We start from the raw sequence: 12,637 nt of genomic DNA on the forward strand, positions 1-12,637 counted from the left end.
GTGATGCTCGAAAAAGGCTGCTTCCTTGTCGGAGGCAGCCTTTTTAGTTGAAGATCAGCGTGTTTAGAATCCCATTTTATACATTATATTCACATAACGAATCATACTAATGCGGTGCAAATCGCACGTTTTACTATTGAAAATGCGTTAGTTGGTATTGAACGTGACCCAAAACTATGTTTACTCTGCGTGGCCCGTCTTTCTTGAAATCGGTTAAAGGAAAAGTCGTTGTGGGCTTTTTCATAGCCTCACTCGCCCTGGCAGCATCCTGGATTACCAGCAAAGTGGCTTTTGATAACATGCTCACCACGCTGGATACGCTCTCTACGCCCGACGACAAGATGCGCCTGGTGAACAAAATCTTCAAGGACATTCTTACACTCGACCACCTTCAGAACGAACGCAAGCTGAAAGGCGAAGAGCTGAACGACGAAGTCCTGGCGCAATCGGTTGAGCTGATTGCCGCGCTCGACACCCTGAGCATGCTGAGCCTCGAAGACCCGATGCAGATCATCCGGATCGATTCGATGAAGAAGATCCTGAAAGAACGGGAAAAAATTTATGGAGATTATGTAAAAGTACGCTCCAAGCTGGTGAGCAACAAGGCCCTGGAAGATGAGGTAAAATCCATTTCCGGCCTCATCACCACTACGAAGGTCAAGCCGGACAGCACGGTTGTCAAAACCGAGAAACGCACTACTACCACCACCGTTTACACCGAAGTACCCGACACCAGCCAGAAGGCAAGTACCAAGAAAGGCTTTTTCGGAAGGGTATTTGGGAATAAAAAAGTAAAACAACCTGCGCCCGAGCCCACCAAAATGGTTCAGAAACAGGAAGTGAATGTGCAGGTGGACACCATCCGCGTCGCCAAAGCCGACAGTACGATTGAAAAAGTGGGCGAGGCCGTGCACGCCATCGAAAAATCACAGAAAAAACGGGCGGTAACTTTCGTGGACCGGGAGCAGGAGCTAGCAACGGCCGGAAACTCGCTGGTGAAGCAGTTGCTGGACGTGATGCAGGATGTTCAGAAGGATGTAATGGAAGACTCCAACCAGAACAACGCCCGCGCGAAAGGAATGGTGGAAGGCAGCGTTGATCACCTCGAATGGATCATGCTGGGCTTCTTCTTCCTGACAGCCGTGATGGCCTATTTCATTTTTACGGACATTGCCAAAAGCAACGATTACCGCCAGCAGCTCGAAGAGGCCAAAGAGGAAGCAGAATACCACAGCATGGCCAAACAACGCTTCCTCGCCAATATGAGCCACGAGATCCGGACGCCGCTACAATCGATCATCGGCTATGCGGAAGCGCTGAAAAACGAAGAGAAACCCCGGAAGCAGGATCTCGAAACGCTGCATTCGGCCAGCGAGCATTTGCTATACCTGGTGAACGAGGTGCTGGATTACAGCCGCATCATTTCCGACCGCTTTACATTCGAAGAAAGGGTGTTTTCCATTAACCCGCTGCTGAACGAGGTGGTGCAGGTGCTGCGCCCCACTGCACTATCCAAAGGGCTTATCCTCCGCCTGGAAAATTCGCTCAAACCGAACCTGTACCTCCACGGCGACCCGTTCCGACTGCGGCAGGTTCTGTACAACTTGCTGACAAATGCAATAAAATTCACCGAAAACGGCGAAGTAGTACTCAAAGTAACGGGCCACGAAACTGGTAATGCAGCAAAAATCGAGTACCAGATCTCCGACACCGGCATAGGGCTGTCCGCCGACCAGGTTGAGCGTATTTTTAACCAATTTGAGCAGGCAGATCCGTCTATCCAGCGTAAATACGGCGGCACGGGGCTGGGTCTCAGCATTGTAAAAGCGCTGGTAGAAGGCATGTCGGGCAATATCCATGTCACCAGCAAGCCCGGGGAGGGCACGACTTTTTTTGTCACCACCAGCATGAAAAAGGCAGAAACACTGGAATTGACAGAGGAAGTGCAGGAACGGAGCTACCAGATCAATGGCAAGGTGTGGCTCGTGGACGACGACGCGTTCATTCTCAAATGGTGCTCGTCGGTGCTCGAAATGAACGGCATTCAGCATGCGGCATTCTCGTCGGCTGAGGAAGTTCTGAGCCGGCCGTGGAATAGTGAAGTCAAATTCGTGCTCACGGATATGCGTATGTCGGGCATGAACGGCGCCGAGCTCGTGAAGCGCCTGCGCAAATCCGCACCGGCCGACGTCAAGTTCTTCGTGCTCACCGCTCAGGCATTGCCCGAGGAACGCAAGAAGCTTCTGGGTATGGGCTTCGACGGATACCTCATGAAGCCATTCCATTCCAGGGACCTGCTGGAACTGCTCGAATCGTCATCTACGCCGGAAATACCGGAAGCTGGAATACTTTCACCAATATTAGCGGAAACAGAGCTCGATAGCGCTTCGCATAACCTCGACTTTGATTTCTCGATGCTTACCGAAATGACATTCGGCGACGAAAGCCTGCTGCGCGAAATACTCGACCAGTTTGTGAAAGATTCGCGGGCGGATATCGATTCGCTCAGGCGTCATATTGCCGCCAACGAACCTGACCACACGCAGGAGCTCATGCACCGCATGGCCGGGCGTACAGGGCAAATCGGCGCGCGCGATCTGTCGGCGCGGTTCCGTAACCTCGAAATTGCATTGCGTGAAAATCCTTCGGAAGTATCGGAAAAAGAAATGACGCAGGTCGTAAACGACGCTGCGTCAGTGATTGAGCAAGTGGAGGAAAAAGCGCTCTCCTACTCGATATGATATTTCTCGATTTTGTAATATAAAGTCTTGCGGTCGATGTTGAGCAACTTGGCCGCTTTGCTTTTGTTGTAACGCACTTCCTGCAACACCTTTTCGATCATTTCTTTCTCGTGCGTTTCTTGCAATGCCTTCAAATCGGAGCCGGGAGCGGGTTTTTGCTGGTCTTCCATGGCCGTAATCATTTCCGACGGCAATGCGCTCAGCGTGGCTACTTCTTCTTTCGATAGCAGCACCAGGCGCTTGATCACGTTGTTGAGCTCGCGCAAGTTACCGGGCCAGTCATATTTCTGGAAAACATCCATGACCTCCTTCGACAGCTCCCGCACATTTCGTTCAAGCTCTTCATTCGCTTTATCCACAAAATGCTGGACGAAAATCGGCAGGTCCTCGCCGCGCTTGCGCAATGCGGGAACTTCGATTTTGAATTCATTCAAACGGTGGTAAAGGTCTTCCCGGAAATCTCCGGTAGCGGCATTGGCGATCAGGTCTTCGTTGGTCGCTGCAATGAGGCGTACGTCCACTTTCACCTGCTGCGTGCTGCCGATAGGCACGATAATACGCTCCTGCAATGCGCGGAGGAGCTTAATCTGCACATCATAGCTGAGGTTACCGATCTCATCGAGGAACAATGTTCCGCCATCAGCCGCTTCGAACTGACCGATTTTATCCTGCAATGCGCCGGTAAACGCCCCTTTCTTGTGCCCGAACAACTCGCTCGCCGCCAGGTCTTTGGACAACGAACCGCAGTCGATCGCCACAAACGGCCCGTCGGCGCGTTTGCTGAGGCGGTGAATGGACTTCGCCACGTGTTCCTTTCCCGTGCCGCTTTCGCCCTGGATGATCACCGACATGTCGGTAGGGGCCACGAGCCGCACGTATTCAAAAAGTTGCTTGGCAACCTTGCTTTTCCCTTCAATGTAGTCAAGCGACTGCTTGCCGGACTGCGCGTTGCTTTTCGCCTTCGGCGCGGTTTTCACGCTCGTTACCTCTCCCTTATTCAACGCCTCTCTCAGTACCATAAGCAATTCTTCCGGGTTCACCGGCTTGGTGATATAATCGAAAGCCCCGATTTGCATGGCCGTCACCGCCGTCCTGACGTCGTGAAAACTCGTCATGATAAATGCAGGTGTGCGGTTACCTTCGCTCCGGAGTGTTTTGAGGAAATCCACTGAGTTGCCGTCGGGCAGGCGGTAGTCGAGCATCAGTACTTCAAATGGACCGTCGGAGCTGCCTTTACCGAGCGTTTCCCGTGCCTCTCTGATACTTGTACAAGCTTTTACCTGATGACCATGCTTGCCGAGGAAATTGGTGAGCAATTTTGAAAATGTGGAATCGTCTTCAACGAGGAGCAGATGAGCCATGGGTGATTTTATTCAAAAAAAATAATTACTAATTAACGAGTGGGTATTATGTAAAAGTACAAAAACAAACGCCAAAAAGCCGGAGAAGTCTCCGGCTTTTCACTATGAGCCTGCCAGACGCGGGGAGGGACCGTTTTTAGTCGATCTTCTTCCCGTACTTGTCCAGATTGATTGTAGAAGTCTCTTCCGTTCGCTTGATGTTGATTTCGTAGTACTGTGAATTGTCGTCACGGGTAACCAGGTAAGCGCTGGTCACTTTCCATTCGGAGTAAGAACCTGCCAGCGTGCTTTTAACCGGTTCCGGGAGGTCCTCCGGCCGCACGGCTACCTTGCTTTGTTCGGCAATAACGGCTACTTGCGTCGAAGATTGTACGGAAGCGTCAACATTCGGCGCAGTCGCAAGGAGGAGGGCAATGGCTATCGGGTTTAATCGCATAGTAGGTCGGGCATTTAATTTTTAATGTAAAATGAAAAAGATATTCGTGCCAATGAAAACATACTACAAAAAAAGTTGATAATCAGGTATTAACCAATTTTTGTTTCCAGCCTGGCCAACGTAGGGAACGGGAGCTCCGCAACAGGTTGGGGAATTTCACACCAATTATGTGAAATTTACTAACCATTTTGCCCACGTACTCGTATCTTATTACAGCAACTAAAAAAAATTCAAATTATTTTGTCAAATATTTCGTTGTAAAAAACATTATCCCTTATATTTGCGTAGAAATTATTTACAGGCAAAAAGTCGCACAACTACTACACGCATTTAGAAACTTAACGCTATACATTCATTTATTGAATTATACCTCAGGCATTTATTTACTCAACGTTATTTAATATTATTATCGGTTAGTCTGAAACACTAAGAGTCCCCACCGGGACTCTTTTGTTTTTCCCCCGGCCTGCATTTCCCCCTGCTCCATACCCACTCCGATTTTACACCGGTTGATCTAAAGTTATTCACGCTGCGTACGTCTGTCAAAACTCTTTCGACACACGGAGAGTAGCTCAATAACCTTAGTTACTATGAACCAACACACAAACACGAAGAACACCTCCGGCAAAGGAGAAGAGGAAATCACGTCGGTTGTGAACAGACGTCTGTTTCTACGCTCCGCCGGACTAGCCACATCATTAGGAACAATCGTGATCGCCGCAGGTTGTAACGACGACGATGACGATCCGATGATCCCGGGCACCGGCGACACCGTCGACCTCGGCTCGGGCGACATTGGCGTGCTCAACTACGCTTACGCATTGGAACAACTTGAAGCCGCATTCTACACCCAGGTGATCCAAACGCCCTACGCCGGCATGACCGACGCGGAAAAAGCGATCCTCACCGACATCCGCGACCACGAGATCGTCCACCGCGACTTTTTCAAGGCTGCATTGGGCGACAAGGCGATCAAAGGACTTACCCCTAACTTCTCCGGCATTGATTTCAGCAAAAAAGATGCGGTACTGGGCGCCGCTAAGCTGTTTGAAGACACGGGAGTAGCCGCTTACAACGGCGCAGGAAAGCTCATCAAGGACGCAAAATATCTGCTGCTGGCAGGAAAGATTGTCTCGGTAGAAGCGCGCCACGCCGCTGTCATCCGTGACCTGATCAAACCCAAATCGACCGACTTTGCCGGTGACGACATCATCGACATGAACGGAATGGACAAGGCCGTTGCGCCTGCCGACATTCTGGCGGCCGTTAAGGGCTACGTAAAGGAAACCGTCACCGGAGCCAACGTAGGTAAATAATCATTCACACTAACAGGATCAGACACAATGGATATTTTCAAAATCATAGATAAGTTTCAGCAAATTGACGGCGACGCTGTGGGGAGACTCGAATACGCCTCACGCCGTCATTTTATGAACCGCATAGGAAGCAAGCTCGCTGCGGCAGCCATTCCGACCACCTTCGCGGCAGTTGTAAACAAGGCTTTTGCCCAATCGGCGGCGGCGGTGGATGTGCTCAATTACGCGCTGAAACTCGAATACCTCGAAGACGAGTTCTACAAAGCGGGTATTGCAGCCGCAAACCTTATCCCGGCATCCGACAAGGCGATTTTCACGCAGATCGGCAAGCACGAAACGCAGCACGTCGCATTCCTCGTGAAAGCATTGGGCGCGAAAGCCGAACCGAAACCGACATTCGACTTCCAGTATGGCGGCGCATTTGGTGACGTATTTACCAATTATAAAACATTCGTAACCGTATCGAGCGCGCTCGAAGACACAGGAGTGCGTGCCTACAAGGGCCAGGCCGGTGCATTGATTTCCGACCCGCAGATCCTGGAATATGCATTGCAGGTGCATTCGGTGGAAGCGCGCCACGCGGCCGTAGCGAGACGACTGGCGGCGACGTTACTCGGCAACGCTTCCATGAAAGGCTGGATTACCGGCAAAGAAGGCGCGGTAGCGGCGATTTACGCGGGTGAAGACAACATGGAGCAAGGCGGTGTGAACATCAAGGGCCTCGCTTCCAAGTCGGATGCGGCCATTACTGAGGCATTCGACGAACCATTGACAAAAGAAGCGGTACTCGCCATAGCCGGGCCGTTTATCAAGTAATAATCACACGCATTATCGTAAACTTTCCCTGTTGGCATATACATGCACTTATGAACGGGCAATGCCCGAAGTGCCAGGACACACTATTATGAATGAGGAGGTTACCGACAACGGTAACCTCTTTTTTATGGGTAAACTGCCCGATTTGCCGTGATATAATGGTTAAAGCCGCACGGTTTATGTAAATTTGAAAATAATGTTTTACAAGTTTTCCTGAACCAGTATTGATGAATTCCGAATTAAACAGAAGAGATTTTCTCAAACAGGGCAGCCTCACCGCGCTGGTTACCGCAATGGGTAGCCAGATCGTTTTCGCACACCACATGCCACCTGGCTACCGGCCTATTTTTCTGGATGAAAAGGACGCATTGAAAGGCAAAAGCACGGAAATGATCGTGCAGGGCGACAAACCGTGGAATGTGGAAACGCCGGTGCATTTGCTCGACGACCGCGTCACGCCCGTCGACAAAATGTTTATCCGCAACAACGGCCTCGTTCCCGAGAAAATAGATGTGGCGAACTGGACGCTCACGATTGACGGAGAGTCGGTAAAAGCGCCGAAAACCTACTCGCTGGCCGACCTCAAAAAGAAATTCAAACAACATACTTACCAGCTCGTGCTGGAATGCGGCGGCAACGGTCGCGCCGGTTACCAGCCGCAGGCATCGGGCAACCAGTGGGGCCAGGGCGCGGTGCATTGTGCGCAATGGACGGGCGTGCGGTTGAAAGATGTATTGAATGATGTGGGCATTAAAAACGATGCCGTTTACATTGGATACCACGGCAAAGACCTGCACCTGAGCCGCGACCCGAAAAAAGAGTCGATCTCGCGCGGCGTGCCTATGTCGAAAGCGATGGAAGACGAGACATTGATCGCCTGGCAAATGAACGGCCAGGACATCCCCGAGTTCCACGGCTACCCGCTCCGGCTGGTGATCGGAGGCTGGCCGGCTTCGGTGTCGGGCAAATGGCTTAGCCGCATTTCTGTACGCAATAAAGTACACGATGGCGCTAAAATGGAAGGCCATAGCTACAAACTACCGCGCAACCCGGTGGTGCCCGGCACGGACATTCCGGCTACGGATGAGTATTACAAAATCATCGAATCCATGCCGGTGAAATCGCTCATTACCTATCCCAAAACGGGCGCGATGCTCGATCCGGGGAAGCAGCTTGCCTTGCGCGGGCACGCGTGGGCCGGCGACCATGCCGTGAAAAAAGTGGAAGTTTCCATTGACTTCGGCGCTACCTGGAAAGAATGCAAGCTCGAAGCACCCGTGAACCGGCTGGCGTGGCAGCATTGGAATACCAACATTCAGTTTCCTGCCAACGGATACTACGAAATATGGGCGAAAGCGACCGACGACAAGGGCAATGCACAACCCATGCTGGTGCCGGGCTGGAATCCGGGCGGGTATCTCAACAATGCCTGCGAGCGCATCGCGGTGAAGGTAGGATAATGTACAACCACGCTCCCGGGCAAATCTGACATTTTATGAAGATCATATTCATTGCCATGCTCGGCGCAGGAATTGTGTTCCAAACCCTGCCCGAAACTTCGGCTAACCACCCTACTATTTCCGGAAACGCATTGGCCGACACCACTAAGCTGGACCCTGAAACGGGCCTCGTTGTGGACGAAAACCTGTATATGGTGAAAGCCCAATGCACTAATTGCCATTCCACCAAGCTCATTACCGCCAACCGCTTCACGCGCGACGGCTGGAAGCAAAAGATCCGCTGGATGCAGGCCAACCATAACCTCTGGGAATTGGGCGATGCCGAGAAGCCGGTGCTCGATTATCTCGAAAAAAATTATTCGCCAACTACCTCAGCGGCAAGGAGAGCCCCGTTGAAGGACATCAGATGGTATAAGCTCGAACAAAACTGATCGGAAAGTATACCTATCTTTGGGCACTCAAACATTCAAAATGATTAGCGTGCCCAATTTTCGTTTCCTTTTTTCCCGAATCACATTTTCCATTCTGCTGTTCCTCGCTCTTTCCAGTGCCCCAACGATGCTGGCGTCCTGCGCACTCTCATCGGAAGACCAGCAGCAGCTCCGCAGCAACAGCGATTTGCCCAACCCGCTCAAAGCGGAAGTAATCGCGATTCAGGATGGCGACACGATTGAGCTGAAATTTATATATTCCGGTAAGAAAGCAGGACGCCGAATGGGCAAACCTGTCCGCATTCGCTTTTTGCATATCAATTGCCCTGAGCGCAAGATGCCTTTTTACAGCAATGCAAAGCAGTTTACCAGTGAAAAATGCTTCCGGAAAACGGTTAGCATCCGCCACAAGGGAGAATTCGATAAATATGGTCGTCTGCTGGGCGAAGTGGTGCTCCCCGACGGCAAGGTTTTGAATAAGGAACTAGTCAAAAAAGGACTGGCCGTTCATTTTAAGAAATATTCTAAGGACCAGGAATATGCTAATCTTGAAATAGCTGCTAAAAAACAGAAAATAGGCATTTGGAGCCAGCCAGGCATACAGTTCGGGCAATTGTAATACATATGGAGCATTCGTCGGCAGCACTTTTTCAAATACTCTACCAGCATGAAATCCTGTTTCAACTGGAAGATCGTGTGCTGCCCGCCAACCCGCTGCCTGCCGAACCCGAAGAAAAGGCCGAAGCGCCCGTACCCGAGCCGGTAACCGTGCAGGCACCGGTGCCGACCTTGCCGGCCACTCCGGCCCTGCAAGCCGAGCCGCCGGCAATGCCTCAATCACCCGCATTGCCCCAGACGCCGGCCATTGCCCCGCCCACATCCACGCAGGTGGCGACGCCAGCTCCCGCTTTCCCCGCCTTGCAGCATAAAGTCCTTGTCCTCACCGACGAGCCGAAGCAAAAGGACATGCTCATGTCCGAAGCATTGTTTCTCGATAATATCCTCAAAGCCGTAGGCCATTCCCTCGAGACGAGCGATGTCCTCAATTTCAGCCATATGCCCGGGCAGGATGCGCGGACGGTACTTTCGGGTAAAAAGACCAACTTCTTCATTTCCTTTGGCGTGCCGCTGATCAGGCTCAACCTCGACCTGCTGCTGGTGCCCTACACGCCCAAAAACATAGAGGGGATCTGGTTCCTGCTCGCCGACCCGCTCGTGGTGATCGAAGCAGACCGGAATCTTAAGAAAAAACTGTGGCAGGCATTACAGAAGATGTTTGAAATGTCCTAATCCACAGGAGCTTACCTTTTTTAATAGCCGGTCATCACAATATTATAGCGAGTTTGTTTGTTTTCATGGATAATCGCAGGCTAACCCATGAAAAACTATGGCCAAACTGACTGAATTAATTGCCGGCTGGTTTCGTCCGAGAGCGTCCGACGAAAACGAATTTTATGATGATGAGTCCGTCCAGGCGAACGACACCCCTACCTCCTCAGTGGAACAAAATACGATTAATCAAATGCCCGTTGCCGACAACCGGCAACCCGTAATGGCTGCCGCACAGCCTCCGCAGCCCGCATATCAGCCGCCGTTGCATGTCACGCCTGTTCAGGCCGCACCGCAACCGCCATTTCCGCAGCAACCAGCGCCATTTCCACCCATGCAGGAACCTCAGAAAGTGGAGGTACCGATTCCGTACTGGCTGGAAGATGAAGACACATTGCGTGATGAAGGCGTGCTTTTCGGACTTTCGGAATCCGATCCGAACGAGAAGACCGACATTATTCACAAATATTTCTCTAACCTGGCCGCATCGCATATCGCCGACATCGAGCAGCATAACGAGCGCATTCAGGAGCTGAACCTATTCATTGGCCAGAAACAAAATCGGATCGATGAATTGCAGGAGAGGCTCAAAAACCCGGGCGCACGCAGCGAAGGCGAGCACCACCTTCCGCGTACGCTCATCGGCATCACGCTATGCGCGGCCATGTGCGTAGGTAACTTCTTTTTGATCCGCGAGTCGTTGAAACCGGCATTTGCCGACAATTCGTGGATCGCATTGGGCGTGTTTCTCGCCGGGATGTTCAGCCTGTTCGGCCGCATTTCGCTTTTTCATGATACCGAGTCAAAAGTGACCTGGAAATCGCTGCTGGAAGAAATCGGGCTGCCGTTTGCCGCCGCATTGTTCGTATTCGCGAATGTGATCACTTACCAAACCTGGTGGCAGGCTTTCGCGCTGTTTGTGTTTGTGTTTTTCCTCTTCCTTTTTGCCGGAAAACTGCTGCTCAGCAATATCACCGTGCTGCGGAACGACCTCCAAGTTTGGTTAAATATTCGTCGCGACCGCCACGATTTTGTTGAAAATAACTACAACTGGGAGTCGGAATGCCAGACCATGCAGGAGGAAATGGATGAGTTGCGTGTAAAAAAATGGCAGGTACTGCGCGAACAGAGCCACGCCGAGACCGAACGCGACCGCCTTTTTGCCAAGCGGGATATGCTTATCAAGCTTTTTGAGAGCGAATTTTACCTTGCGCGCCGCATGAAAAATGAGCTCACGACCCGGCAGCTCAACCTGATCCAGAAAGGCAAATAGGCGTAGGAAAACGATCCGGCAATGCGCCGATGGCGCGATTTTTTACCCTAACTCACACTCGATCAACCCCAAATAAAGGTCATGAACGAACAGAATCTAAATGAAAACGGAGATTACCAACACGGCTACACGCGCGGAATGGAGGGTATCGACCGTCAGGTATATGAAAATTATTTGTCCAGCAATGTAAACCACAACTGGATCCAGGACCGCCTCAATGAGAAAAAGCAGGAGCTTTCGGAGGTGCGGTCGCGGAATCAGCAGGCGCTGGCAGAACACAAAACTGCTTACGGCAAATTGCAAAATGAGGTCATGGGCCTCAACAATGCCGCCACGCAGATGAAGGACATGGAACGCTCGATCACCGAGATCGACACGCAAACCGAGGAGCTGAGAGAGAAACGCGCCGAAAAAGCACCTTCCTATTCGCTAATCGCAGGTTTGATCTTCCTCGCAGCCGGTATTTCATTCATCGCCGGTGACCTGATTATCTCCCACGAAATCGTGGCTTACGCATTGAACATCCGTAATTCCAATGAAGCCTGGGCATTTGCGATCGGTTTGGCGATGCTTTCCGTCCTGCTGAAACCGGCTTACGACCGACTGGTAGAAGAGCCCTATCACAGAGACGATACGCCCAAGGCAAAATCGCGCTATGCGGGTTTTAAACTGATTCTGTCGGTTTTCGCGATCGTTACGCTCGTTGTGCTCGGATGGTTCCGTTACGAAGCCTACCGCACGGATAAGCTGAAAGAGGCGATCAACAAATCGGTTAAAAACCTGCAACTGAATGCAGTGGACCCGCTGACAGGCGCGCCGGTGGATAGCCCTGCATTGACCAAGAAAATCGAGCAGGCACTTCAAAACTCTGACCAGCTAAACCTCGACCTTGTAAACAGTCCGTGGGCATTGCTGTCGTTCGTACTGAGCGGCGTGCTCTTCGCGATTGCGGGTGCGGTATCGCTGGGTATGGCGCTGCCGGTGTTGCAGGGCTTTTGGTACCGCTGGTTGCAGATCGATCCGAAACTGGCCCGTTTGCGCCGGCGCAGAAAGCGAATACTGAAACAAATGGAGCCTTTACAACAGGTTGTTACCCAGCATATGACCCAGAAAACGGTGCTCGAAAACGATATCGAGCTTTTGCCTAAACTGGAAGAGCTGCGCGCCGAAGAAGCGAAGGTAAGGGCGGAAATAGAAGCGCTGGAAAACGAGCGCAGGCAAGCGCTCACCGACAGCCGCATCCAATCGTTCGGCGATGGCTACGCGCACGGCCAGGTAACGCGCGACGTGATGAACGAGGAGGAATACGACGCCTGGCGCAACAGCCACATGACCGTTTCAAACCTCGCATTACGTGCCAAATCCAATGCGTCCGCCGACCGTGCAGTGCCTCGCACTCGCAGCACAGGAATGCGCCCGCACCAGGCGATCCGGAAGGCAATTACCGATCGCTTTGACGAAAACAATACATAGT

Annotated in this window: 11 protein-coding genes; 9 read left to right on the forward strand and 2 right to left on the reverse strand. The window is 51.7% G+C overall.

Annotated features, from left to right (window positions below; all coding sequences use genetic code 11):
* Positions 1 to 176 precede the first annotated feature (176 nt).
* Positions 177 to 2,741, forward strand: a complete 2,565-nt coding sequence (locus tag DFER_RS16015; protein ID WP_015812694.1) for a hybrid sensor histidine kinase/response regulator — start codon at positions 177 to 179, stop codon at positions 2,739 to 2,741.
* On the opposite strand, the gene DFER_RS16020 is transcribed toward DFER_RS16015, so the two are convergent.
* Positions 2,729 to 4,102, reverse strand: coding sequence for a sigma-54-dependent transcriptional regulator (locus tag DFER_RS16020; protein WP_015812695.1), 1,374 nt, complete (start codon positions 4,100 to 4,102; stop codon positions 2,729 to 2,731). The genes DFER_RS16015 and DFER_RS16020 overlap by 13 nt on opposite strands.
* 136 nt (positions 4,103 to 4,238) lie before the next feature.
* Complete coding sequence (locus tag DFER_RS16025; protein ID WP_015812696.1) at positions 4,239 to 4,538, reverse strand: hypothetical protein; 300 nt, start codon at positions 4,536 to 4,538, stop codon at positions 4,239 to 4,241.
* A gap of 590 nt (positions 4,539 to 5,128) precedes the next feature.
* On the opposite strand from DFER_RS16025, the gene DFER_RS16030 reads away from it, so the two are divergent.
* The 8 genes from DFER_RS16030 to DFER_RS16065 all read left to right on the forward strand — a co-directional run bounded on the left by DFER_RS16030 (position 5,129) and on the right by DFER_RS16065 (position 12,636).
* Complete coding sequence (locus DFER_RS16030; protein WP_015812697.1) at positions 5,129 to 5,854, forward strand: ferritin-like domain-containing protein; 726 nt, start codon at positions 5,129 to 5,131, stop codon at positions 5,852 to 5,854.
* A gap of 27 nt (positions 5,855 to 5,881) precedes the next feature.
* On the forward strand, positions 5,882 to 6,670 hold the full coding sequence (locus DFER_RS16035) for a ferritin-like domain-containing protein (protein WP_015812698.1): 789 nt from the start codon (positions 5,882 to 5,884) through the stop codon (positions 6,668 to 6,670).
* Between the two features lie 227 nt (positions 6,671 to 6,897).
* A complete protein-coding gene (locus DFER_RS16040; protein ID WP_015812699.1) occupies positions 6,898 to 8,130 on the forward strand; it encodes a sulfite oxidase in 1,233 nt (410 codons plus the stop codon).
* A 35-nt stretch (positions 8,131 to 8,165) separates the two neighbouring features.
* A complete protein-coding gene (locus tag DFER_RS16045) occupies positions 8,166 to 8,561 on the forward strand; it encodes a hypothetical protein (RefSeq protein WP_015812700.1) in 396 nt (131 codons plus the stop codon).
* 127 nt (positions 8,562 to 8,688) lie between these two features.
* Entirely contained in the window at positions 8,689 to 9,180 is a 492-nt protein-coding gene (locus DFER_RS16050; RefSeq protein WP_015812701.1) for a thermonuclease family protein, read from the forward strand.
* Between the two features lie 5 nt (positions 9,181 to 9,185).
* Complete coding sequence (locus DFER_RS16055) at positions 9,186 to 9,851, forward strand: hypothetical protein (protein WP_015812702.1); 666 nt, start codon at positions 9,186 to 9,188, stop codon at positions 9,849 to 9,851.
* Positions 9,852 to 9,948: 97 nt separating this feature from the next.
* Positions 9,949 to 11,163 carry a hypothetical protein gene (locus tag DFER_RS16060; RefSeq protein ID WP_015812703.1) on the forward strand — a complete coding sequence of 405 codons (1,215 nt, stop codon included), beginning with the start codon at positions 9,949 to 9,951 and terminating at the stop codon, positions 11,161 to 11,163.
* Positions 11,164 to 11,244: 81 nt separating this feature from the next.
* Positions 11,245 to 12,636, forward strand: coding sequence for a hypothetical protein (locus DFER_RS16065; RefSeq protein ID WP_015812704.1), 1,392 nt, complete (start codon positions 11,245 to 11,247; stop codon positions 12,634 to 12,636).
* Position 12,637 lies beyond the last annotated feature (1 nt).

The sequence above is a fragment of the Dyadobacter fermentans DSM 18053 genome (assembly GCF_000023125.1).
Lineage (GTDB): Bacteria > Bacteroidota > Bacteroidia > Cytophagales > Spirosomataceae > Dyadobacter > Dyadobacter fermentans.